The organism is Comamonas sp. FG99 (genome assembly GCF_057808605.1).
In genome coordinates this window covers 19145-41529 of record NZ_JBMDII010000025.1, presented here as the reverse complement: position 1 = coordinate 41529, position 22385 = coordinate 19145, and the positions used below count along the sequence as shown (strand labels likewise).

23 protein-coding genes are annotated in these 22385 nt (G+C 63.5%); 2 read left to right on the top strand and 21 right to left on the bottom strand.

Features of this window, described 5'->3' with window-relative positions:
- Positions 1 to 47 precede the first annotated feature (47 nt).
- The 18 genes from ACODRX_RS17000 to ACODRX_RS16915 form a co-directional block, all read right to left on the bottom strand.
- Complete coding sequence (locus ACODRX_RS17000; protein ID WP_488872714.1) at positions 48 to 302, bottom strand: helix-turn-helix domain-containing protein; 255 nt, start codon at positions 300 to 302, stop codon at positions 48 to 50.
- A 67-nt stretch (positions 303 to 369) separates the two neighbouring features.
- A complete protein-coding gene (locus tag ACODRX_RS16995) occupies positions 370 to 840 on the bottom strand; it encodes a guanylate cyclase (protein WP_488872713.1) in 471 nt (156 codons plus the stop codon).
- 182 nt (positions 841 to 1022) lie between these two features.
- On the bottom strand, positions 1023 to 2600 hold the full coding sequence (ntrC, locus tag ACODRX_RS16990; RefSeq protein ID WP_488872712.1) for a nitrogen regulation protein NR(I): 1578 nt from the start codon (positions 2598 to 2600) through the stop codon (positions 1023 to 1025).
- A gap of 34 nt (positions 2601 to 2634) precedes the next feature.
- Positions 2635 to 3669: a nitrogen regulation protein NR(II) gene (glnL, locus tag ACODRX_RS16985; protein WP_488872764.1), complete on the bottom strand. Its 1035-nt coding sequence runs from the start codon at positions 3667 to 3669 to the stop codon at positions 2635 to 2637.
- 53 nt (positions 3670 to 3722) lie between these two features.
- Positions 3723 to 4244: a hypothetical protein gene (locus ACODRX_RS16980; RefSeq protein WP_488872711.1), complete on the bottom strand. Its 522-nt coding sequence runs from the start codon at positions 4242 to 4244 to the stop codon at positions 3723 to 3725.
- Positions 4245 to 4419: 175 nt separating this feature from the next.
- Entirely contained in the window at positions 4420 to 5835 is a 1416-nt protein-coding gene (gene glnA, locus ACODRX_RS16975) for a type I glutamate--ammonia ligase (protein ID WP_488872710.1), read from the bottom strand.
- Positions 5836 to 5979: 144 nt separating this feature from the next.
- Complete coding sequence (locus tag ACODRX_RS16970; RefSeq protein ID WP_488872709.1) at positions 5980 to 6816, bottom strand: competence/damage-inducible protein A; 837 nt, start codon at positions 6814 to 6816, stop codon at positions 5980 to 5982.
- Entirely contained in the window at positions 6813 to 7676 is an 864-nt protein-coding gene (locus ACODRX_RS16965) for an EI24 domain-containing protein (RefSeq protein ID WP_488872708.1), read from the bottom strand. Before ACODRX_RS16965 ends, ACODRX_RS16970 begins: the two co-directional genes overlap by 4 nt.
- A gap of 29 nt (positions 7677 to 7705) precedes the next feature.
- Positions 7706 to 8689, bottom strand: a complete 984-nt coding sequence (locus ACODRX_RS16960) for a sterol desaturase family protein (RefSeq protein WP_488872707.1) — start codon at positions 8687 to 8689, stop codon at positions 7706 to 7708.
- Between the two features lie 7 nt (positions 8690 to 8696).
- Positions 8697 to 9500, bottom strand: coding sequence for a polysaccharide deacetylase family protein (locus ACODRX_RS16955; protein ID WP_488872706.1), 804 nt, complete (start codon positions 9498 to 9500; stop codon positions 8697 to 8699).
- Positions 9501 to 9512: 12 nt separating this feature from the next.
- The gene (locus tag ACODRX_RS16950) at positions 9513 to 10475 is read right to left on the bottom strand and encodes a YncE family protein (protein WP_488872763.1); all 963 of its coding nucleotides are present in this window, start codon (positions 10473 to 10475) and stop codon (positions 9513 to 9515) included.
- Between the two features lie 179 nt (positions 10476 to 10654).
- The gene (locus ACODRX_RS16945; RefSeq protein ID WP_488872705.1) at positions 10655 to 11512 is read right to left on the bottom strand and encodes an enoyl-CoA hydratase-related protein; all 858 of its coding nucleotides are present in this window, start codon (positions 11510 to 11512) and stop codon (positions 10655 to 10657) included.
- Positions 11513 to 11564: 52 nt separating this feature from the next.
- Positions 11565 to 12542, bottom strand: a complete 978-nt coding sequence (locus tag ACODRX_RS16940; protein ID WP_488872704.1) for a tripartite tricarboxylate transporter substrate binding protein — start codon at positions 12540 to 12542, stop codon at positions 11565 to 11567.
- 95 nt (positions 12543 to 12637) lie between these two features.
- Positions 12638 to 13612, bottom strand: coding sequence for an NAD(P)H-dependent flavin oxidoreductase (locus ACODRX_RS16935; RefSeq protein ID WP_488872703.1), 975 nt, complete (start codon positions 13610 to 13612; stop codon positions 12638 to 12640).
- Positions 13613 to 13670: 58 nt separating this feature from the next.
- On the bottom strand, positions 13671 to 14288 hold the full coding sequence (locus tag ACODRX_RS16930) for a 2-hydroxychromene-2-carboxylate isomerase (protein ID WP_488872702.1): 618 nt from the start codon (positions 14286 to 14288) through the stop codon (positions 13671 to 13673).
- Between the two features lie 32 nt (positions 14289 to 14320).
- The gene (locus tag ACODRX_RS16925; RefSeq protein ID WP_488872701.1) at positions 14321 to 15088 is read right to left on the bottom strand and encodes an enoyl-CoA hydratase-related protein; all 768 of its coding nucleotides are present in this window, start codon (positions 15086 to 15088) and stop codon (positions 14321 to 14323) included.
- Positions 15082 to 15810, bottom strand: coding sequence for an SDR family oxidoreductase (locus ACODRX_RS16920; protein ID WP_488872700.1), 729 nt, complete (start codon positions 15808 to 15810; stop codon positions 15082 to 15084). The genes ACODRX_RS16925 and ACODRX_RS16920 overlap by 7 nt, the downstream gene beginning before the upstream one ends.
- 75 nt (positions 15811 to 15885) lie before the next feature.
- The gene (locus tag ACODRX_RS16915) at positions 15886 to 17433 is read right to left on the bottom strand and encodes a class I adenylate-forming enzyme family protein (protein WP_488872699.1); all 1548 of its coding nucleotides are present in this window, start codon (positions 17431 to 17433) and stop codon (positions 15886 to 15888) included.
- An 83-nt stretch (positions 17434 to 17516) separates the two neighbouring features.
- On the opposite strand from ACODRX_RS16915, the gene ACODRX_RS16910 reads away from it, so the two are divergent.
- Positions 17517 to 17966 (top strand): winged helix-turn-helix transcriptional regulator, encoded by a 450-nt coding sequence (locus ACODRX_RS16910; RefSeq protein ID WP_488872762.1) that lies wholly within the window; start codon positions 17517 to 17519, stop codon positions 17964 to 17966.
- Between the two features lie 119 nt (positions 17967 to 18085).
- On the opposite strand, the gene ACODRX_RS16905 is transcribed toward ACODRX_RS16910, so the two are convergent.
- From ACODRX_RS16905 to ACODRX_RS16895, 3 genes are all read right to left on the bottom strand, one after another.
- Positions 18086 to 18493, bottom strand: a complete 408-nt coding sequence (locus ACODRX_RS16905; protein ID WP_488872698.1) for a GlcG/HbpS family heme-binding protein — start codon at positions 18491 to 18493, stop codon at positions 18086 to 18088.
- Positions 18494 to 18645: 152 nt separating this feature from the next.
- Entirely contained in the window at positions 18646 to 20166 is a 1521-nt protein-coding gene (gene rlmD, locus ACODRX_RS16900) for a 23S rRNA (uracil(1939)-C(5))-methyltransferase RlmD (RefSeq protein WP_488872697.1), read from the bottom strand.
- Positions 20167 to 20195: 29 nt separating this feature from the next.
- Positions 20196 to 20531, bottom strand: coding sequence for a hypothetical protein (locus ACODRX_RS16895; RefSeq protein WP_488872696.1), 336 nt, complete (start codon positions 20529 to 20531; stop codon positions 20196 to 20198).
- 171 nt (positions 20532 to 20702) lie between these two features.
- On the opposite strand from ACODRX_RS16895, the gene ACODRX_RS16890 reads away from it, so the two are divergent.
- Positions 20703 to 22295 carry a multicopper oxidase family protein gene (locus ACODRX_RS16890; RefSeq protein WP_488872695.1) on the top strand — a complete coding sequence of 531 codons (1593 nt, stop codon included), beginning with the start codon at positions 20703 to 20705 and terminating at the stop codon, positions 22293 to 22295.
- The last annotated feature ends 90 nt before the right edge of the window (positions 22296 to 22385 follow it).

The window sequence follows — 22385 nt, the reverse complement described above, 5'->3', positions numbered from 1 at the left end:
TCTCAAGGCTGGTGTGGGTGGACGGACTGCCAAAAGCCTCGTTGGCCTTAGGGCACCTCAGCTTGCCGCACTGGCATCGACCGCATGATGCCTTGCGCACACAGTGTCCTGCGGATGGTTGCAGTGCAGACCCGCACCCCACCGAGGTGATCGAGTTCGGCAGCCAGTTCGTCAAGCGTTGCACGAGGCATCCGAGAGACGATCTGGCACAGCAAGAGGATGTGCTTCGGCGCCAACGCCGCAGGCCTGCCTCCTCGCTTGACAGTGTCCAACCCGCCGTCGCCAAGACTGTTCTTCGTCATTGCCATCTCCTGCTCAGATAGCAATTGACTCGCAATGTTCAGGCCAGTTGATTTCGTCTACACCCTCTTATTGCGGCATGAACCTGGGCAAGATCAACGCAGCATTCTCAAGAATCAGGAATTCTTCCGCGGGCAAATCAAGCGCAGACGCATCGATATGGCAAAGCGTGCCAAAAAGCTCGCCCGATCCATCCATCAGCGGCACGCCGACATAGGCATCGAATTTTTCAGTGGCCTTGACGTCTTCGACTCTTTCATCGTGGCTGGAGCTGAAGGTTGCGAAAATCCCATCGCGCAGCACGAATTGGCAAAAGCTATCCTTGAGCTTGACTTGCTTCAATGACTCCGGGGTTATCCGCTGCAGCTTGTCGTAGACATAGCGGCTTTTGAGCATATCGCCCTTGAGCTCGAAGACACAGGTGTAGCGGTGCGCAACCCTGGCGTTCAGAAATTCGATTCCGGCCTGGACTCCATCCTGTTCAAGTATCTTTTCCAAGGAGCGCAGAACTTCAGACGATGTATTGGAGGGACTCACCATAAACCTCATTAGTGGCGTTGCCCCCGTTGGACGAGCGCGAGGCAACCTCCTGGCATCTTATGGCGCGGATGGGGATTTATCAAGCAATGGCAATGCAAGTCGGTGGCATCTTGCAGACGCCCGGCAAGCCGCCTCCCCCACCCCTGTACCTTGCATCCGCTCGCCGGCCGCTTGGTACGGATTCATTCGTCGTCGCCCGCGTCCAGTCCCAGTTCCTGGATCTTGCGCGTGATGGTGTTGCGGCCTATGCCCAGGCGCTGCGCCGCCTCGGTGCGGCGGCCATGGGTGGCCGCCAGCGCGGTGCGGATCAGCTGCGACTCGAAACTGCGCGACAGCACATCCCAGACATCGTTGCGCCCGGCACGCAGCAAGGCCTGCGCCTCGCGGGCCAGCAGCGGCTCCCAGGCGCCGTTGCCAGCCCCTTCACCTGACTGCGCTGCTGCTGCTGCTGCCGCTGCCGCCGGCTCAGGCCCGGGCTCGGGCGGCAGGGCGTGGATGGGCACGCTTTTGGGCATGTCCGATGCCGGAGCGTCGGGCGCCAGGGCCGCATTCCTCTCGAGGCCGCCGTCCACCGCCACGGCCGGCGACTGCAGTACTTCGGGCGGCAGGTCCTGGGCGGATACGCGCTGCGCCGGCGCCATCACCGTCAGCCAGTGGCAGATGTTTTCGAGCTGGCGCACATTGCCCGGAAAGCCGAACTGCGACAGCCGCTGCACCGCGGCATCGGACAGCAGCTTGGGCTCCACGCCCAGCTGCTGCGCGCTGGCCTGCAGAAAGTGGTGGGCCAGCATGGGAATGTCGTCGCGGCGCTCGCGCAGCGGCGGCAGCCGCAGCCGGATCACGTTCAGGCGGTGGAACAGGTCTTCGCGGAATGCGCCGTTCTTCACGCGCTCTTCCAGGTGCTGGTGGGTGGCGGCGATCACGCGCACATGCGACTTGACCGGCACGTGGCCACCCACGCGGTAGAAGTGCCCGTCCGACAATACGCGCAGCAGGCGCGTCTGCAGATCGAAGGGCATGTCGCCAATCTCGTCGAGGAACAGCGTGCCGCCCTCGGCCTGCTCGAAGCGGCCGCGCCGCTGCGTCTGCGCGCCGGTGAACGCGCCGCGCTCATGGCCGAACAGCTCGGATTCGAGCAGGTCCTTCGGGATCGCCGCGGTGTTGATGGCCACGAAGGGTCCGCCCGACACCGGCGAATGCTTGTGCAGTGCGCGCGCCACCAGCTCCTTGCCGGTGCCCGATTCGCCGGTGACCAGCACGGTGACGGCGCTCTGGCTCAGGCGGCCGATGGCGCGGAACACGTCCTGCATCGCGGGCGCCTGGCCCAGCATCTCGGCGCCATTGCCCAGGCGCGGCGCGGCCTGTACCTGGGTCTGGCTTTCCTGCACCGCGCGCTGGATCAGCTCGACCGCCTTGGGCACGTCGAAAGGCTTGGGCAGGTATTCGAATGCGCCGCGCTGGAAGGCCGAGACGGCGCTGTCCAGGTCGGAGAACGCGGTCATGATGATGACCGGCAGGTGCGGATGCTGGGCATGCACCTGCTCCAGCAGTTGCAGCCCGTTGCCGCCAGGCATGCGGATATCGCTCACCAGCACCGAGGGCCGGCCTGACTGCGGATCGGAGTCGCTGGCGCTTTCCAGGGCCGCCAGCACCTCCTGCGGATGCACGAAGCTGCGCGTGGGCATGTGCTCGCGCGCCAGGGCCTTCTCCAGTACGAAGCGGATCGAGGGGTCGTCATCCACTATCCAGATCGGTTTCATCGCTTGGCTTGCCCTTCCCTGTTACTAACTACGGCTATCCAGTCAATGGCAGCAGGATGCGAAAGTCCGTATGTCCCGGCTCGCTCTCGCATTCGATCAGGCCTTCGTGCCGCTGCACAAAGGTCTGTGCCAGCGGCAGGCCCAGCCCCGTGCCTCCCTCGCGGCCCGTCACCAGGGGATAGAAGATGCGCTCCTTGATCTCCGCTGGAATGCCGGGCCCGTTGTCGATCACATGCAATTCCAATGCCAACTTATGGCGTTTGCGCCCCAGCGTGAGCTGGCGCGCAATGCGGGTGCGCAGCGTGATCCGGGCCGCGCCCGGGCCGCTGTCGTCCTGCATCTGCGGCTCCAGCGCCTGCGCGGCATTGCGCACGATGTTGAGCATCGCCTGGATCAGCTGCTCGCGGTCGCCGCGGATTTCGGGCAGCGAGGCGTCGTAGTCGCGCTCCAGCTGCAGGCGCGGGTACTCCAGCATCACCAGCTGGCAGACGCGCTCGCAGACCTCGTGGATGTTGATGTCGTCCACGGTGTGGGGGTGGCGGTGCGGCTCCAGCAGCCGGTCGACCAGGCTTTGCAGGCGGTCGGCCTCGTGGATGATGACCTCGGTGTACTCCTTGAGCGCCGGGTCGGGCAGATCCATGTCGAGCAGCTGGGCCGCGCCGCGGATGCCGCCCAGCGGGTTCTTGATCTCGTGCGCCAGGTTGCGGATCAGCTCCTTGTTGGCCATGGCCTGTTCGCGCACACGCTCCTCGCGGTCCTGGCGCACCTGCTGCTCGAAGGGCCACATCTCCACCAGGATTTCCGTGCCCTCGCGCCACCACGACAGGTTGACGTGCACCGGCGTGCCCTCATTCAGGCTGCGCCTGAGCTGCCCTTCGAAGCGCAGCGACGAAAAACGCTGCCCCCGCGCATCGACCAGCGCGCGGTACAGCAGCTCGTCGTCCTGGAAGAACAGGCCCAGGTCGTGGCCCAGTATCTGCCGGCGCGAGACGCCAAGCACATCTTCCAGCGCGGCATTGACGCGCAGCGCCGTGCCGTCCAGGCCGATCACGGCGGCGAGCGTCGCCATCTGCTCGAGGCCGAGCCAGAGAGGGTCGGCCGGTGGTATGAGTAGGGGCATATTCAGTTCGAAGGTGCCGGCAGGCGCGAGAGCTCGCGCTGGATGCCGGCGATATCGCTGTCCACCCGCGCTATCTCAGCCTTCAGCTCGGCAAGGCGCTGGCTGTAGAGCGCGGGGTTGCGCATTTCGAGGGCATTCTTCGGGGGCTCGCCATTGTTGTAGTCGCGCTGCAGCTCGGCCTTGCGGGTCTCGGCCTTGCGCAGCTCCGAGTCGAGGATCAGCCGGGCATCGGATTCGCGCGCCCGCTGCTCGGCGGCGCTGGCCTTGGGTGGGCTGGCCGGTGCGCCTGCGGATGCCGGGCGCGGCGCGGCGCCCGCGGGCCGCTTGGCCGCAGCGGAATGCGCCGCTGGCCGCGTGCCCTGTACCACGGTGACATTGCCGCCTTCGATGGGCTTGCAGTTGCGGTTGCGGGTTTGCGAGGTGTCGTTGGTGTACTCATTGCCGCAGCGGTAGATCCTGTCCTGGGCCAGCACGGCATGCGCGCAGCCCGTCATCGCGGCCAATAACAGCAATTTCTTGTACATAACGGCATATGCCCTCGCTACTTCAGGCCGCAAGTATCCATCAAGCCTGGTGGCCCAACTGCAAATAAGCACAGTGTATGGGTAAAGAGGCGCGGGGCCGAAGACAGTTCCGCGCGGCGGATGCCACAACGAAAAAAGCGGCACAAGGCCGCTTCTTCGAGGATCTGCGCCGCGTTTACAGCGAGAAGTACATGTCGTACTCGGCCGGGTGCACCGACATGCGCATGCGCGTGACTTCGCTCATCTTCAGCTCGATGTAGGCGTCGAGCATGCTGTCGCTGAACACGCCGCCCTTGGTCAGGAAGGCACGGTCCTTGTCCAGCTCTTCCAGCGCCTGGTCGAGGCTGTGGCACACGGTGGGCACCAGCTTGTCTTCCTCGGGCGGCAGGTGGTACAGATCCTTGGTGGCGGCTTCGCCGGGATGGATCTTGTTTTCCACGCCATCCAGGCCAGCCATCAGCAGTGCGGCAAAGCCCAGGTAGGGGTTCATCAGCGGATCGGGGAAGCGCGCCTCCACGCGGCGCGCCTTGGGGTTGGCCACGTAGGGAATGCGGATCGAGGCCGAGCGGTTCTTGGCCGAGTAGGCCAGCTTGACCGGGGCTTCGAAGTGCGGAACCAGGCGCTTGTAGCTGTTGGTGCCGGGGTTGGTGATGGCGTTGAGCGCACGGGCGTGCTTGATGATGCCGCCAATGTAGTACAGCGCGTAGTCCGACAGGCCGGCATAGCCGTCGCCGGCGAACAAGTTCTTGCCGTCCTTCCAGACGGACTGGTGCACGTGCATGCCCGAGCCGTTATCGCCATGGTAGGGCTTGGGCATGAAGGTGGCGGTCTTACCGTAGGCATTGGCCACGTTGTGGATCACGTACTTCTGCAGCATAGTCCAGTCGGCGCGCTCCACCAGCGTGGAGAAGCGGGTGCCGATCTCGTTCTGGCCGGCGCCGGCCACTTCGTGGTGGAACACTTCGACCGGGATGCCCACGGATTCGAGCACCAGGGCCATTTCGGCGCGCATGTCGTGCGTGCTGTCGACCGGCGGCACCGGGAAGTAGCCGCCCTTGACGGTGGGACGGTGGCCGCGGTTGCCGCCTTCGAGCTTGGTGCCGGTGTTCCAGGGGGCTTCGTACTCTTCGACTTCGTAGAAGGTGTTGTTCGGATCGGTGCTCCAGCGCACGCCGTCGAACAGGAAGAACTCGGGCTCGGGGCCGAAGAAGGCGGTGTCACCCAGGCCGGAGGCCTTCAGGTAGGCCTCGGCGCGCTTGGCGATGGAACGCGGATCGCGGTCATAGGCCTTGCCGTCGCCCGGCTCGATCACGTCGCAGGTCAGCACCAGCGTGGGCTCTTCGAAGAAGGGGTCGATCACCGCGGTGCTGGGATCGGGCATGAGCTGCATGTCGGAGGCTTCGATGCCTTTCCAGCCGGCGATGGACGAACCGTCGAATGCATGGCCAGACGTGAACTTGTCTTCGTCAAAGTGCGACACAGGCACGCTCACGTGCTGCTGCTTGCCGCGGGTATCGGTGAAGCGGAAGTCCACGAACTTGACTTCGTTCTCTTGCACCATGCTCATCACATCTGCAACGGTCTTGGCCATCGAATTCTCCAAAAAAGAATATGCTCGGTTGAAAATTGGTATGCGGTATCTTAAGCAGTTTGCGTGCCAGCTCGATGACTCGGCATCAAGGCGGTTGCCACCCATCATATGCACCAACATGGTGCGGATTGATGGTTTTTTTGATCATTTGAGTTCTCGCACCATTTCGGCGCCGATTCTTGCACCACTTTGGTTCAATTGTGCTCGCAGCACCGGCCAGGCCTGTGCGACCGCCTGCGGCTCTCCCTTGACGCCCAGCTCGATATGCGGCTCTTCGCCCGCATGGCCGACGGAAGGTAGGCTGAACACCTTGACCGCCGGAAACTGCGCCTCCAGCGCCACCATGCAGGGCGCCAGCGCCGACTCCATCGCGCCATAGAGCTTGACCGAGCGCTCGGTCAGCGCCTGGCGGTGGAAGGCATCGGCATAGCGCGCATCGAGCACCGCGGCCATCATCGGCCAGGCCATGACCGGAAAGCCCGGCAGGAAATGGATCCAGCCGCCCACGCCGCCCACCGTTGCGCCGGCGCAGCTGAAGCCCGGGATCTTGTTGTAGGGGTTCTCGATGATCTGCGCCCGCTCGGGAAACACGCCCATCTGCAGGCGCTGGCGGTTGTCGGCGCGCTCGGGCTCGAACGCCTCGCCCTTCTCGCGCGCCATGTCCTGTATGCGTTCGCGGATGCGCTCGGCCGCACGCGGGTGCAAGGCCAGCGGCTGGCCCAGCGCCAGCGCCGCCGCCTGGCGGGTGTGGTCGTCGGGCGTGGCGCCTATGCCGCCAAAGCTGAACACCTGCTCGCCGCTGGCGAACAGGCGCGCTAGCCGCGCGGCAATGCCTTGGAGGTCGTCGCCGGCATACTCGGCGCCCGTCAGCTGCAGACCGCGCTCGGCCAGGATTTCTATGGCCTTGGCCAAGTGCCCGTCCTGGCGTTTGCCAGACAGGATTTCATCGCCGATGATGAGAACGGAAAAACGGTAGCTCATGGGGATGGAGGCAGTCGGGATGCAGGTGCTACAGGCGCTACAGGCGCGGCGGGAAGCTCTCGCGCCGGTGGTTCGGCATCGGCGCGCATCTGCTGCAGCGCGCCCAGGCAGAAGTGGATGAACCAGAGCGCAGAAAATGCAAACGTCAGCGCGTAAATCCAGATCGCCAGCGGCACCAGCACCACGAAACCGACGGTGAACACGATGCCCGAGGCCCAGACGATGCTGGGCGCGATGCCGATGTAGCCGGTGATCACGCCCATCAGCAGCAGCGGCCAGCGGTAGCGCCGCAAGATGGCATCGCGCTCGGCCTTGCTCGCATGCTCGGCCAGCGCGTCCATGCTCATCACGCGGTAGGTCAGCCAGCCCCAGATCACGGGCGGCACGATCAGCACCAGCGGCGGTATCAGCCACAGCGGAATCGTGACCACAAAGGCCATGCCGGCCAGCAGCGTGGCATAGAGCGCCCACAGCACGCTGGCCACCAGCCCGGTGCCGCGCTTTTTTTCCAGCTGCGCAAAGCGCCGCTCGGTCACCATGCGCACCAGCGCCGGCGACATCAGGAAGGCGATCACCAGCACCGCCAGGATGGCCGCGGCCGGCGTCATCAGCACCAGCACCGCGAACGGCGCCACCGCCGCGGCAAAGCCGGCCGAGCTGCCGCTGCCGAACCAGCCCAGCACCGTGCCCAGCCAGCTGCTGCCCTCGATCACCTGCTGCACCGCGGCCACGCTGGCCGACCAGAAGAAATAGCTCCAGCCGCCCACCACCACCAGCATCACCAGCAGCGGTGCCAGCGACAGCAGGATCACTGGTGGGCGAAAGCAATACGCGGCGGCGCGCCAGAAGGCGTCCAACATCAGATTCGAGCCTTTGGCCATGGATTTCCTCAAGCGCGGTTGATCAGGCGCAGCATGCCGCGCCATTGCTGGCTCCAGAAGCCCCCGCCATAGTCGCGCAGCCGGCCCTGGCGGTTGGGTTGCACCTGGTCGCGCACGCCGGTGGGGTCGTAGCGCAGATCGAAATTGGCGGTGCCCAGCAGCATGTCCCACCAGGGCAGCAGCACGCCGAAGTTGCAGCCGCCGAGCCGCGGCGCGGCCGTGCCCGGCTGCGCCGATTCGTGCCCGATGCCGATCGCATGGTGGCGACGGTGAAAGCGCGGGCTGATCCACAGCCGCTCGCCGATGCGGCCGAACCACAGGCGCAGGTTCGCATGCTGCAGGCTTTCGCTCAGCTGCGTGAGCGCGACGATCGCCACGAACTGGCCGGGCTGCACGCCGATCAGCTGGGCCACCAGCACGATGATGCTGTCATGGATCAGATCGTCGAGCAGATGGTTGCGGTTGTCGCTCCACATGGTCATCTGGCGCTGCGAGTGATGCAGCGCATGCAGCTGCCACCACCAGCGGAAATGGTGCTGGCCGCGGTGAATCCAGTACTCCACGAAGTCGAACGCCACCAGGTAGAGCAGCAGGCTGACCCAGGCAACATCCGTCACGCCCGGCCACAGCCCGTCGAGTTGCCAGGTCTGGAAGCCCTGCATGCGCAACGCGCCCACCAGGCGGTCCCACAGCGGATCGACCAGGAAGAACAGCGCCACGCGAAACAGGCCCAGCCGGTGCACCAGGGTGTAGATCACGTCCACCCGGATGGCGCAGCGGTCCGTCACCGGCTCCACCGGCCGCCAGCGCTGCAGCGGCGCAATCACCGCCAGCATCACCGCCAGCTGCAGGCAGCCCACCAGGAACCAGCCCGTGGCGGTGTAGCCGTCCTCCAGGTAGCTGGCCAGGCCGGCGGCGAACATCAGCGGCTGCAGCACCTGCTCGAACAGCCATTGCTGGGTGCTGTCGAAAAGGGTCGAGAACCAGTCCATGGTCGTTTCAGTGGTGAGCTAACCAGTCGCGATATTGCGGGTGATCGCGCAAGGTGGCAAAGCAATAACCCTTTTGCTTCAATCCCTGGATCAGCGGCTCGAGCACCGCGGGCGCCCACGGGTCCTTGCGGTCCCAGATGCCCAGGTGCGCCAGCAGGATGTCGCCGGGCCGGATATCGCGCAGCGCCTTGGCAAGCAGCTGGGCGTTCGGATAGCGGTCGCTGGGCAGCTCGTCGCCCAGGAAGCCGGCCGGCGACCAGCCCACATGCGCATAGCCGCAGGCCTGCGCCGCCTTCAGCAGCGCCGGCGAGGTCTTGCCGCCCGGGGCCCGGAACAGCGGCAGCGGCCTGGCTCCGGTGATCTGCTGCAGCCGGTCTTGCGAATGCTTGATCTCGGCGCAGTACTGCGCCGCCGTCATCTCGAAGCCCTGCCCCGCCCGCTCGCCCGCCGACGGCCGCACGCGAAAGCGCGGCTGCGCCCCGGCGGCCGTCTTCACATCGCTGCGCCAATAGGTATGCGACCAGGTGTGCGATGCGAAAGCATGGCCTTCGGCCGCCCTCGCCTTCCACCACGGCGCCCAGTAGTCGCCCAGGCTGCCGTCGCCCTGCTGCGTGCGCTCGTTGGCGGCGAAGAAGGTGACCTTGACCTGCTCGCGCCGCAGCACCTCGGCAATCTGGTTGGCCACGCCCATGTGGCCGGTGTCCAGCGTCAGGTACACCGGCTTGGTGCAGGCGGCGGGCTGCCCTTCGGCCCACACGCTGCCTGCGCAAACAACTGCTGCCAGCACAGCAATCCAATGCCTTGCATGCATGCCTGCCTCCGCTCAGCGTGCCGCGTGCTCCAGGGTCCACACCCCGTGCGGCGATTTGCCAACCTTGACCTGGCTCACCACCTTGCGGGTCTGCGTATCGATCACCGACATCTTGCCGGCCCAGCGCGAGCTGAGATAGATGTAGCGCCCGTCGGCCGACACATCCATGCAGTCCGGGCCGCTCGGGCCAGGGTATTTGTCCACCGCCTTTAGCGTCTGCATGTCGATCTTGCTGATGGTGTTGGCCACGCGGTTGCTGACATAGATATGCCGGCCGTCGCCGGCGGCGCGGAAGGCGTGCGCCCCCTTGTCGGTCGGGATCTGGACCACCAGCTTGGGCTCGGCGCCGGACACATCGAACACCTGCACGCCATCGCTGCCGGTCAGGCCCACGAACAGCAGCTTGCCGTCCGGGCTGCCATAGATGTCGGCTGGCATGGGGCCGGTCTTGGTGCGCCACTTGAGCGCGCCGGTGCGGATGTCGATCGCCACCAGCTCATCGCTGTCCTGCATCGACGAATAGATCGTCGTGCTCTTGCTGTCTATCCACAGGTGGCTGGGCGTCTTGCCCGTCTCCACCCGCTTGACTAGCTTGGGCTCGGTGCCGTTCCAGCTGTAGATGTCGATATGGTTCAGGCGGTTGGCGGCCGTGACCAGCCACTTCATGTCTGGCGAAAAGCGCAGGTGATAGGGGTCGGAGATACCAGGGATGACGCGCTGCACCTCGGCCGTGCGGGGGTCGACGAAGGTCAGCGAATCCGCCAGCGCATTGGCCACCACGACGGACTTGGCGTCAGGCGTGAGGTAGAGATGGTGCGGCTCCTTGCCGGTGGGAATGCGCTTGATCTCTTTCCACTGCGTGGGATCGATCACGCTGATGCTGGCGTCCAGCGAATTGAGCACGAAAACCGGTGTGGCGGCCTGTGCGGCCCAGCAGCACAGCATGGCGGCAGTGGCGGCGGCTGCGCGCGCCATCGAAGGAAATGTCACAAAACACCAATCCAATAGCGGAAAGTACGCAGTGTAGCCGCTGCGCCCTTAGGCGCTTGTGGCGCTTGGGCATGGCTATGTAAACATCTATGCTGCGGGTGAAAACGCTCGCCGCGGGAATTGGCCATGGCCAAGTCGTTTGTGCAGATGGGCAGCGGCGTGATTCACTGGGCCGTTCTCCTTTTCAGATGGGCTCGCACTGCCTTCGCGTGGTCGGGGTGACTCATGGAATGGAGCATTCTTTCGGCCTCATGGTCCAGGGATGTCGAAAGGTCGAGCTGACATGCCTCATCCAGATTGTCTTTCATCGCCTGCAAGGCATATGTTGGCCCGTTGGCCAGTTCTCGTGCCAGCTCAAAGCCGGTACGCCAGAGCGCATCAGGCGCAACCACTTGATTGAACAGGCCAATGGCCTCGCAGCGCTCTGCTGAAATACGGCGGGAGAGAAACAGAAGTTCCCGTGCCCGCGCCGACCCGACCGCGCGGGTCAGAAGGTAAGAGATGCCATAGTCTCCGCTGAGGCCTATGCGCGCATATCCTGTTGTGACAAACGCCGAGGTCGACCCAATCCGAAGATCGCATGCCAGCGCCAGCGCAAGGCCGGCGCCAGCCGCTGGCCCAGCCAGCAATGCGATGGTGGGAATGCGCAAGCTCGCCAGTGCCCCCGTGAGGGTTTGCTGGCGCTGCTGCAATTGCATTACCCGTTCATCGAACGACATGGATACAGCTGGTTCGCCCGCATCACCCATGCGCTTGACGTCCCCGCCGGCGCAAAATGCCGCTCCCGCGCCAGTCAGAATCAGTGCGCCAATGGACGGATCGCGCCCCAACTGGCCAATTATCCGCCGCAAGGCGGGGGACATGTTGCCAGACAGTGCATTGCGCGCCCCAGGACGATTCATCGTGAGAATAGCGACCCGGTCGACAATCTCGCAAAGCAGCTCTGCTGTGCCGGTATCGATCACTGCAGCGCCCGTGGGCAAAGCCCGGCCAGCATCTGTGCGGTCTGAAACGTCTTTCATGAGACTCCTCAAGTAAAGCACCGAATAGGCATTCTTGTTTTAATTTGAATTCTCATTTCTTGCTTAAATGCAAAGTATCCAGAATTTCCTTCTCTTGCCTCATGGTTTCAACTGCAAATTTATGGAAATCCTTGGGGCTGCGGTATTCCGGCTCCATGTCGTAACGCGCAAGCGTCTGCCTGAACTCCGGCTGCTCCATAGCCGATTTGAACGCATCGTGAATTTTGGCCACAATGACAGGGTCAGTCCCTTTGGGAGCGACAAGCCCCCAATGCGAGGTCTGCACAAGGGGAATGCCGACCTCCTTGAGAGTGGGTACATCAGGGAAGCTGGCCATGCGCTTGCCCCCCCAAGTGACCAGCAGGCGCATCTTGCCATCTTTTACATAGGGGGCCCAAGCGGAAGTTTCTGCCGCTGAATCTATTTGCTGGCCAAGCAGGGCCTGAATGGAGTCAGCGGTTCCTTTATATGGAATATGATTCAACTGGATGCCACTCAACCGTGAAATGCGCTCCATCGTCAAGTGGTTGGTCGTGGCGACACCGGGCGTGCCGTAGGTCAGTTGACCAGGCCTGGCTTTGGCCGCAGCCAGATAGTCGCTCCAAGTTTTGATGGGCGAGGCCGCTGGGACCACCACACCGAAGGCATAACCGGTCAGGCCAATGATATAAGTGAGATCCGTAGCGGGATCCCATTTCAATTCCGTTGTATATGGCAAGCGATACACACCGAGTGAAGCAATGCCAAGCGTATAACCATCATTGGGAGCCGTTTGCATTGCAATGGCAGGCAAAGTGCCGCCTGCTCCCGGCTTGTTCTCAATGACAACAGCTTGCTTAAGAATGCGCGAAGCCGACTCGGCCAATACACGCATCGGTGTATCAGTGGAGCCTCCAGGAGCAAAGCCAATGATGATCTTGATCGGGCGCACAGGCCAGGCTGCAGCGGTTTTATCCTGTGCGTTGGCGGCAGGCACCCCTGCGATGGCCATCCATAGTAGACAAGCCATAGATCGCTTTTGAAAATTCATTCTATTGTCTCCGAAAATATTTGATTGCATTTCAAAAAGCCATGATCAATCCAGCGTATAAATTGAGCTTACCATATCTGATCGCATAGAGTCACTTAAATTGCACGGACAATATTGGCAGCCGATGTGCAGGCCTGCGAATAGTCATTCACCAGCTGATCAATAAATTGCTTGACCGGCATGATTTCTCGAATTGTGCCAATTCCCTGACCACAGCCCCATATTTCTTTCCATGCCTTTGGTTTATCCCGATTAGATCCAAAATTCATCTTGGATGGATCGCTGGTTGGCAGATTATCTGGGTCCATGCCTGCGTTGACAATCGACGGCCGAAGGTAATTTCCGTGTACCCCAGTGATCAGATTTGTGTATACAATATCCTCAGCGGCACTATCCACAATCATTTTTTTATAGCCCTGGGCGGCATTCGCTTCCTGGGTGGCGATAAATGCCGACCCCATATAACCAAGGTCAGCACCCATGATTTGAGCTGACAGAACGGAACGTCCGGAGGCAATTGCTCCAGATAAAGCCAGAGGGCCATCAAACCACTCGCGGATTTCCTGGATCAATGCAAAGGGAGAAAGCCCCCCTGCATGCCCGCCCGCACCCGCCGCCACGGCAATCAGGCCATCTGCCCCTTTTTCAATGGCCTTTCTAGCAAAGGCATTGTCAATGACGTCGTGCAGAACAATACCGCCCCACTCATGCACGGCAGCATTGATCTCGGGGCGCGCCCCGAGAGAGGTGATCACAATCGGAACCCTGAATTTGGCACAAATCTGCATGTCGTGCTCCAGCCGATCATTGGAACGATGCACGATCTGGTTAACCGCAAATGGCGCTGATGGGCGATCGGGATTTTGGCGATCATATTCCGCCAATTCCGTGGTGATACGCTCCAGCCAAACCTCTAGCTGCTCAGCCGGGCGCGCGTTAAGGGCCGGAAATGAGCCAACGACTCCAGCCTTGCATTGCGCAATCACCAAATCTGGGTTGGAGATAATGAACAAGGGCGATGCGATCACTGGAATTCGCAGCCTGTTCCTAAGGATATTTGGAAGTGCCATGACGGTCTCCTCATTGAGTTGAAACGCGCGCTCAAATGCGGCGCACTGCGGATCAAGGTCAGGCTGCTTTTGCGCGGATGATTTCGTTCTCAACTTCGCGCAGCCGGTCTTTTCCGAAGAAAATCTCGTCGCCGACAAAGAAGGTCGGGCTGCCGAAAGCGCCGCGATGGTACGCATCCTGGGTATTCAGTAGCAGGCGTTCCTTGACGTCGGGATCCTGGCTAGTCGCCAAAAGCGCCTGCGCATCGAGGCCGGCGGCTTCTAGCTCGGCGGCGATGATCTGCGGGTCTGCCATATCGCGCCCACGCTCCCACATGCTTGCGTAGACCACATCCACATAGCGCTCAAAGCATCCAAGCTTCTTTGCCGCTACCGCGCCGCGCATGATTTGTAGCGTGTTGACCGGGAAATGGGGATTGCGCTGAAAGCGGGCGAGGCCGTGTTGATCGACAAAGCGCTGCACTTCCAAGCGTTCATAGGCAAGCTTGTTGGGAATATGCGCATAGGCTTCCCCCGGCGAGCGGTTGTTGGCCATCTTGAACAGTCCGCCAAGCAGGATGGGTAGATACTCGAAGCTGGCGCCAGTTCTGGCCTCGATCTGCGGCAGGACCTTGTGGCACAGGTAGGCATTCGGGCTGCCAAAGTCGAACAGGAATTGAACGGTTACAGGATGCATGGTGTGTCCTCAGAAGATTTCGGCGCTATGTGTCAGGGGCGGGCCTTGCTCAGGAAGGCGGCGAACGCCGCCTGGGCCTGCGGGGTTTGCCGCAAGCGGCCAAAGTGTTCGTTCTCCAGTCCGATGCGGGCCAGCGTTTCATCCCCGAAGGACTGGCGTATCAGCCAGCGCGTAGCCATCACCGCGTCAGGCGGGGCGGCTACCAGCCGGGCTGCGGCGGCCAGTGCATGCGCGAGCGACTCGCCAGGCGCCAACACCTCGGTCACCAAGCCCAGCGCAAGCGCCTGCTCTGCCTTGCAGGGTTCGGCCAGCAGAAGCAGGCGCGCGGCCTGCTGCAGGCCGACGCGGCGCGCGAGCCAAAGGCTGGAGCCGAATTCCGGACACAGCCCCAGCTTGACGAAGGGGAAGAGCAGCGTTGCGTTGCTGCCGGCATAAACCAAGTCGCAGTGCAGCAGCACCGTTGCACCGATGCCCACCGCAGGGCCGTTCACCGCAGCGATCAGCGGCTTTCGCAACTGGACCACGGCATGCATGAAACGAGCCGAGGGGCGCTCGCCTTCGGCCGCTTGCGCTGTGGCGAAATCAGCGATGTCGTTTCCGGCAGTGAAAGCCGTTTCGCTGCCATGCAGAACAACCACACGCACCTCATCTGCATCGTCGGCCTCGAGCAATGCGTCGGCAAGCGCCGTATACATGGCTTGCGTGATGGCATTCTTGCGCTCCGGCCGCTCGAACGACAGCTGCAGAATGCCGTTGTCGAGAGCACGGCGGATACCTAGGTCATTGCGTGTCATCACCATGGCTCCATCCAAGGCCTGATTTCTGTTTCGTGCGTCCATGCGTCGCGTGGCTGCATGTGCAGTTGCCAGTAGGTATCGGCGATGTGCTCGGGGTTGACGATCCCACCCTGGTCCTTGAATGCATAGCGCTCGGGAAATGTGGTGCGGATGAATTCCGTATCGATCGCCCCGTCCACGACCGGATGTGCCACATGGATGCCCTTGGGCCAAAGCTCCCGTGCCATGCTCTGCGCCAGCGCGCGCAGCGCGTGTTTTGCGCCGGCGAAGGCCGCGTAGCCGTCGCGGCCACGCAGGCTAGCGGTGGCACCGGTGAAAATGATGGTGCCACGACCGCGCGGCAGCATGGCCTTGGCCGTTTCACGGCCCATCAGGAAGCCGCCGAAGCAGGCCATCTCCCAGACCTTGTAATACACCCGCGCCGTGGTCTCGGTAATGCCGAAGCGCACGTTCGCGCCTATATTGAAAACCGCCACTTCAATGGGCGCGATCTCGGCCTCGATCTTCTGCACCAAGGCCACCACCTCGTCTTCCTTGCGCGCATCGGAGCCAAAGCCATGCGCCTCGCCTCCTTCTGCTCGGATCTGATCGATGAGCGGCTGCAGCTTGTCGGCCGTGCGCCGGGTGACGCAGGCGACATAGCCCTCGCGTGCGAACCGCCGGGCGATCGCGCTGCCGGTAGCGTCTCCCGCGCCAATGACCAGGATCGCTTTCTTTTCTGCCATGGGTTTCTCCTTTTGGATGTAAGGCATCAGTACCTCGGGCAACGGAATGGCCGTTGCTGCGTTTTCGGGCATCGTTCAAGCGGCGTCTTGTCCTGCTTCCCTGGCAAGTTCGTGCTTGAGGATCTTTCCCGCGGAAGTGGTAGGCAGCGATGCTTTGATAAGCACTTCGGCCGGCCGCTTGTAGGGCGCCAGATGTTCGGCCGCAAACAACCCGATTTCCTTTGGCGTGGCGGTGGCTCCAGGCTTGAGCTGGACAAAGGCCACCACCTCCTCGTTCCCCGGAACGCGCCTGCCGACCACCGCACAGCTGGCAACGGCCGGATGCGCCGCCACAACGGCCTCCACCTCCGGGGGATAAACGTTGAAGCCCGAGCGGATGATCAGCTCTTTGGTACGGCCGACAATGTGCAGATAGCAGCCATCCAGCCGCGCCAGATCTCCCGTGTTGAACCAACCTTCTGGATCGACGACCTTTGCGGTCACCTCCGGTGCCTTGTAGTAGCCCAGCATCACATTCGGCCCGCGCACATGCAGTTCGCCCACCTCGCCGGACGCCGCCAACTCGCCTGCCCGGCCTACTAGGCGTATCTCGATCCCAGGGATGGCGGGGCCGACCGTGGTGTCCCCGCGGGGGTCGTCGGCGCGGGTGAAGGAAATAGTCGGTGCGCACTCGGTGATGCCATAGCCGTTTTGCAACGGCAGCCCAAAGGCAGCCTCCACGGCTGTCTTGAGGGTCAAGTCCAGCGGAGCTCCAGCCACGCCGATGCTGCGCAGCGTGGGACATGAGACAAGCCCGCCAGAGGTGTCAAGAAGACGCTGGTACATCGTGGGAACGCCTTGGAACCGGGTGACGCCCTGGGCGCTCAGCGCGTCGAGTGCGGCCCTGGCATCAAAGCGGGGCACGAGCTCCAGCCGGGCGCCAAACATCAGCGTGCCAACAAGCACGGACGAGAACCCCACGATATGGGACATCGGCAGCACGCCATAGATGGCGTCGCTTGGTCCCAGTCCACGCATCACGCCTCCGATCGACGCCGTGAACAGCACACTGCGGTGGCTGAGCATCACGCCCTTCGGGGCCCCGGTCGTCCCCGAGGTATAGAGCAATGCACCGACCTGAGCCGCGCCGTCGGCGTGGACAGGTTCGGCAACCGCGGCAAGATCCGCTTCGGTCACCGCCACCTGGCCGACTCCCGGCACCTCGTGAACGGCTGCGCCGAGCCTTTGTCCGTGAAGGGCTGCATCGGGAGAGGCGGAACTCGTTGCAATCACCAGGCGCGCCCCGCTATGGGCACGAATTGCCGAGACTTCGCGCTCACTGATACGGGCATTGACCACGAGGGGCCAGGCATCGATGCTCCCGATCGCCAAGACCAGCACGGCCAGCGCGATCGAGTTTTCGCCAAGCAGCATGACCCGATCTCCAGCACGAACACCTCGCGATTCGAGCCACTGCCCGGCCTGCCGAATGGCCTGCGCCAGTTCGGCGTACGTCAGGGCGCGCGGGCCCTCAGCGACGGCAATGGCATCCGGAGTGCTCCGCGCCCAAGGTTGAATCACCTGATGCATGCGCGCCGGAAGCGCTGTGGCCAAGGCATCCAGATCGTCTGAAGAGAGTTGCATCCTGAGGGTCTACTAAGTTCTGTTTTTAAACTGATGCGATCATAAGTTTGAAAATTGAACTCGTCAACGCTAAAATTGGCGGAATGAAATGGAATGATCTTGAACAGGAACATTGCTCGGTCGCACGCACGGTCTCCGTGATCGGAGATCGGTGGACGCTGCTCGTGCTGCGCGATTGCTTTCTCGGTGTACGCCGCTTCGAAGAGTTTCAGCAGCGGCTCAAGATCTCACGCCCCATGCTTGCGGACCGACTGGGCAAGCTCGTGGAGGTCGGGGTGCTGAAAAAGGTCGCTTATCAGGAGTCGCCTGCGCGATACGAGTACCGGCTGACCTCCAAGGGCATGGACCTTCATCCGATCATCATGGCGATCGTGCACTGGGGAGATATCCACATGGCGGGCGCCGCTGGAAGGCCCGTGCTGCATCGGCACGCCGGCTGCGGGCACTTGTTTGATCCCGTGGTCGTGTGCTCTGAGTGCGCGGCACAGATCTGCGCCAAGGATGTGATCGTGGAAAAGGGGCCGGGAGCCTAGCGGCTCGGCCTTGCTGGCTCCATCTGGCTGCGACTTGCTCCAGCGAAGCCCGATACTCAAGTCCTGAAATGCAAAAAAGGCAGCGCAAACGCGCTGCCTTGGCAGGAACGCCGGCCGAACTACAGGCCTAGCGCCGCCACCCCAGCCTTGGCGATCTGGGCGTCCTCGTTGGCCTTGACGCCGCTCACGCCAATGGCACCCAGGCACTGGCCGTCCTTCATCACCGGCACGCCGCCTTCGAGCAGGCCGTCGATGGCCGGGGCGCTCAGGAAAGCAGTGCGGCCGCCGTTGATCATGTCCTCGTAGCCCTTGCTTTCGCGCCGGCCCAGCGCCGCAGTGCGGGCCTTGGAGACGCTGATGTGCGCGGACACGGGCGCGGCGCCGTCCTGGCGCACCATGCCCAGCAGGTGGCCGCCGTCATCCACCACCGTCACGCTCACCAGCCAGTGGTTCTTCTGCGCCTCGGCCTCGGCGGCTGCCAGCATGGCTTTCACGTCGGCCAGTTCCAGTTCGGGTTTCGTCTTCATGGTCTATCCAATCCTTGGTTTCCAGCAATAGTGCGCAGAGCATAACCGCCACGCATGCGGGTATGCCCTATCGCAAAGGCAAAGCATTTGTGCCTCAAATAACAGTAATTCCAGCACAAATGCCGAAATTATGGCAGGGTCTGGCGCGCAATCTATGCGGCCGCTGCTAGTACGGCTTCTTCCGACTTGACCGAAGGCGCATGTCCATCCCACTCGAACACCGCCATGCTCTCCACATGCGCGGTGTGCGGAAACATGTTGACCACACCCGCCGCGCTGCAGCGGTAGCCCGCCTGGTGCACCAGCAGGCCGGCGTCGCGCGCCAGCGTGGCGGGGTTGCAGCTCACGTAGACGATGCGCCGGGGCGGCGTCCAGCCGGCCGCCTGAGGCGGCAGCGGCGCGGCCCCCTCCACGCCGTGGCGGGCCTTGTGGATGTCGGCCAGCGCCTTGGACAGCGCAAACGCCCCCTCGCGCGGCGGATCGACCAGCCATTTGTCGGCGGCGCCGTCGGCCACCAGCAGCTCGGGCGTCATCTCGAACAGGTTGCGCGCCACGAAACTGGTGGCGGCCAGCACCCTGCCCGCCTGGGCCGACGCCTGGTTCTTCTCATAGTTCTCGCGCGAGCGCGCCACCAGCGCCTCGCTGCCTTCGATGCCCAGTACCTCGCGTGCCAGCGTGGCGATCGGCAGCGTGAAATTGCCCAGGCCGCAGAACCAGTCGATCACACGCTCGCTCTTGCGCGCATCCAGCAGGCGCAGCGCGCGCGTGACCAGCACGCGGTTGATGTGCGGATTGACCTGGGTGAAATCGGTGGGCTTGAACGGCATGGTGATGCCAAAATCCGGCAGGCCGTAGCTCAGCTGCGGGCCGCCTTCATCGAGCAGGTGCACCGTGTCCGGCCCCTTGGGCTGCAGCCACCATTGCACCGCATGCCCGGCGGCAAAGGCCCGCAGCCGGTCCAGGTCGCCGGCGGACAGGGGCTCCAGGTGCCGCAGCACCAGCGCGGTGACCGTGTCGCCGCAGGCCAGCTCGATCTGCGGGCAGGTCTCGCGCGCATCGAGGCTGGCGATCAGCGCGCGCAGCGGCAGCAGCATCGCATCCACGTGCGGCGGCAGGATCTTGCAGGTCTCCATGTCGGCGATGTAGCGGCTCTTGCGCTCGTGAAAGCCCACCAGCACCTTGCCCTTCTTGGCCACATGGCGCACCGACAGGCGGGCGCGATAGCGGTAGCCCCAGGCCGGGCCTTCAATGGGGCGCAGTATGGTTTCGGCCCGCACCTTGCCCAGGTGCCAGAGGTTGTCCTCGAGCACCCGCTGCTTCACCGCCACTTGCGCGCCCACATGCAGGTGCTGCATCTTGCAGCCGCCGCAGGCGCCGGAGTGCAGGCCGAAATGCGGGCAGCCCGGGCGCACGCGCTGGCTGGATTCGCGGTGCACGGCCGTCAGGCTGGCCTGCTCCCAGTTGTTTTTCTTGCGGTGCGTGTTGGCGCTGACCAGCTCGCCCGGCAGCGCTCCGTCGACGAACACCACCTTGCCGTCAGGACGCCGGGCCACGCCCTGGGCATCCATGTCCATGGAGATGATCTGCAGCCAGTCGGCGGGATGCGCGGGTTCAGCGGCCGCAGCCGGGGCTTCGCTGTCCGTGGGAATCTTGTCGTTGTATATGTCGCTCATCCCGCTATTGTCTCAGGCGCGGACCGCTCTCAGGGCGGCGAAATCGCCGGGCGCAGCCGCAGGCCTTCGGTCTCGCGGCCGGCAGTGCCTAGATCGCGGCTGCCGGGGCTGAGCTGGTCGACGCGGTCGGTGCAGATGCTGGCGTCGGGCGAGAACACCAGCCGGCTGCCCTTGGGCGCAATATCCGGCAGGTTCTCGCTTGGCGCGCGCGACATGTCCACCGGCGGCACTGTGTCGCGGTAGATGACTTCGTTCTTGGCGTTGTAGATGGTGTAGCACGCCGCTTGCGCAGCGCCTGCCGTCAACATCAGCGCCGATAGCAGTGGCCGCAATAGCCCCGCCCGTCCTTGGCTTTGAAATGCCATGGTCCCTCTCCTCTTTTGTATGCAGCAAGTGTACTGTGGGCCTGTCTTGCGGTATATGGGTGGCGGCTATCGAGCGGATGATGCAATTTGAATCATTTTTTACTTTTATATTAAACCCTCCCTAGAATTCACTGCATGCGCCATCGTGGCACCGGATCAAGAGAGGTTCAAATGCTGCAGCACCGGGAAGACAAGCCTGACGGCACCAGGAAACTGTCGCGGCGCCAGCTGCTCGATGGCGGCATAGGGCTCGGCGCGCTGCTGCTGGGCGCAGGGATGGCCCGGGCCCATGACGCAATGCACGGGATGCACGCCGGCGGCGCCAGCATGGACATGTCCCCCACCTTCGGCATGGTGCCCGACCAGCCGCTGCCAGCCATGGACCAGCCGCTGGCGGAGCCCGAGCTGCGGCGCTCGGTCAATGGCGTGCTGGATACCAGCCTGCGCGTGGCCTACGGCTACCGGCAGATCGGCGGCGTCAGACTCTATATGAGAGGCTATGAGGGTGGCAGCCCCGGGCCGACCCTGCGCATGAAGCCCGGCGAAACCCTGCGCATCAGGCTTATCAACGACCTGCCGCCCAACCGCGACGCCATGCCGGCCGACATCAGCCGGCCGCACCAGTTCAACAACACCAACTTCCACTTCCACGGCGCGCACGCCAGCCCCGGCGGCATCGCGGACAACGTCATGCGCTCGATGGCCCCCGGCCATGCCTACGACATAGAAATCAAGCTGCCCAAGGACCACACCCGCGGCACTTACTGGTACCACCCCCACCACCACGGCAGCGCCGACATCCAGATGTCCAGCGGCATGGTGGGCGCCATCGTCATCGAAGGCGACTTCGCCGATGTGCCGGAGATCACCGCCGCCCGCGAGCGCCTGCTGGTGTTGACCCAGGTCGTGTTCGATGCCAACGGCATGGTCGAGAACTTCGAGACCCTGTTTCCCGAGACGGCGACCCGTTTTCTGGCGATCAACGGGCAGCGGCGGCCCATGATCGCGATGCGCCCCGGCGAGGTGCAGCGCTGGCGCATACTCAACGCCGCCTACCAGGATGACATGCTGCTTGAGCTGGAGCAGCACGGGCTGCATGCGGTGGCCTACGACGGCATCCAGCTCGGCGCGGTGCAAACACTCAAGCAGCTGCTGATCGCACCGGGCCAGCGAGCCGACCTGCTGGTGCGCGCGGGTCCGGCCGGCACCTATGGGCTCAACGCCATGCCGTACGACCAGGGGCATCCCTCACCCACCGGGGCACTGGCGCGGGTGGTGGTGTCCGGCGAGCCCATGGACATGCCGCTGCCGCGCGCCTTGCCGCGGCCGCCTCTGCAAAGCATCAGGGATGCCGAAATCACCAACCGCCGCACGCTGACCTTCTCGGCCACCGCGCCCGAGGCGGATGCCGCCGGCCACTGGCAGGAGTTCGGCTTTTTCATCGACGGCAAGAAATTCGATCCCCGGCGCATCGACCACCGGGTCAGGCTCGGGGCAGTCGAGGAGTGGAGAATCGTCAACACCCACGAGCATGACGACCATGTCTTCCACATCCACACCAACCCGTTCGAGGTGGTCTCGGTCAACGGCAAGCCGCTGGCCGTGCCGCAGTGGCGCGACTCGGTGATCGTCGACCGCCAGGGCGGCGAAGTCGTGTTCCGCTCGCGCTTTCTCGACTTTACCGGCGTCTTCATGCTCCACTGCCACATGATGAACCATGAGGAAATGGGCATGATGCAGACCGTCGAGGTCTACCGGCCCTGAGCCTCCCGGGGCCGGCGCCCGCCCTCGTCCCCCAATTCATATCCCGCCCTCAACGCCACCTTGCCCATTTGCGGCTGGCGATGGCCTGGG

Coding starts and splice junctions, on each gene's coding strand:
- ACODRX_RS17000 (WP_488872714.1), bottom strand. CDS start 302: ATGACGAAGAACAGTCTTGGCGACGGCGGGTTGGACACTGTCAAGCGA.
- ACODRX_RS16995 (WP_488872713.1), bottom strand. CDS start 840: ATGGTGAGTCCCTCCAATACATCGTCTGAAGTTCTGCGCTCCTTGGAA.
- ntrC (WP_488872712.1), bottom strand. CDS start 2,600: ATGAAACCGATCTGGATAGTGGATGACGACCCCTCGATCCGCTTCGTA.
- glnL (WP_488872764.1), bottom strand. CDS start 3,669: ATGGCGACGCTCGCCGCCGTGATCGGCCTGGACGGCACGGCGCTGCGC.
- ACODRX_RS16980 (WP_488872711.1), bottom strand. CDS start 4,244: ATGTACAAGAAATTGCTGTTATTGGCCGCGATGACGGGCTGCGCGCAT.
- glnA (WP_488872710.1), bottom strand. CDS start 5,835: ATGGCCAAGACCGTTGCAGATGTGATGAGCATGGTGCAAGAGAACGAA.
- ACODRX_RS16970 (WP_488872709.1), bottom strand. CDS start 6,816: ATGAGCTACCGTTTTTCCGTTCTCATCATCGGCGATGAAATCCTGTCT.
- ACODRX_RS16965 (WP_488872708.1), bottom strand. CDS start 7,676: ATGTTGGACGCCTTCTGGCGCGCCGCCGCGTATTGCTTTCGCCCACCA.
- ACODRX_RS16960 (WP_488872707.1), bottom strand. CDS start 8,689: ATGGACTGGTTCTCGACCCTTTTCGACAGCACCCAGCAATGGCTGTTC.
- ACODRX_RS16955 (WP_488872706.1), bottom strand. CDS start 9,500: ATGCATGCAAGGCATTGGATTGCTGTGCTGGCAGCAGTTGTTTGCGCA.
- ACODRX_RS16950 (WP_488872763.1), bottom strand. CDS start 10,475: ATGGCGCGCGCAGCCGCCGCCACTGCCGCCATGCTGTGCTGCTGGGCC.
- ACODRX_RS16945 (WP_488872705.1), bottom strand. CDS start 11,512: ATGAAAGACGTTTCAGACCGCACAGATGCTGGCCGGGCTTTGCCCACG.
- ACODRX_RS16940 (WP_488872704.1), bottom strand. CDS start 12,542: ATGAATTTTCAAAAGCGATCTATGGCTTGTCTACTATGGATGGCCATC.
- ACODRX_RS16935 (WP_488872703.1), bottom strand. CDS start 13,612: ATGGCACTTCCAAATATCCTTAGGAACAGGCTGCGAATTCCAGTGATC.
- ACODRX_RS16930 (WP_488872702.1), bottom strand. CDS start 14,288: ATGCATCCTGTAACCGTTCAATTCCTGTTCGACTTTGGCAGCCCGAAT.
- ACODRX_RS16925 (WP_488872701.1), bottom strand. CDS start 15,088: ATGGTGATGACACGCAATGACCTAGGTATCCGCCGTGCTCTCGACAAC.
- ACODRX_RS16920 (WP_488872700.1), bottom strand. CDS start 15,810: ATGGCAGAAAAGAAAGCGATCCTGGTCATTGGCGCGGGAGACGCTACC.
- ACODRX_RS16915 (WP_488872699.1), bottom strand. CDS start 17,433: ATGCAACTCTCTTCAGACGATCTGGATGCCTTGGCCACAGCGCTTCCG.
- ACODRX_RS16910 (WP_488872762.1), top strand. CDS start 17,517: ATGAAATGGAATGATCTTGAACAGGAACATTGCTCGGTCGCACGCACG.
- ACODRX_RS16905 (WP_488872698.1), bottom strand. CDS start 18,493: ATGAAGACGAAACCCGAACTGGAACTGGCCGACGTGAAAGCCATGCTG.
- rlmD (WP_488872697.1), bottom strand. CDS start 20,166: ATGAGCGACATATACAACGACAAGATTCCCACGGACAGCGAAGCCCCG.
- ACODRX_RS16895 (WP_488872696.1), bottom strand. CDS start 20,531: ATGGCATTTCAAAGCCAAGGACGGGCGGGGCTATTGCGGCCACTGCTA.
- ACODRX_RS16890 (WP_488872695.1), top strand. CDS start 20,703: ATGCTGCAGCACCGGGAAGACAAGCCTGACGGCACCAGGAAACTGTCG.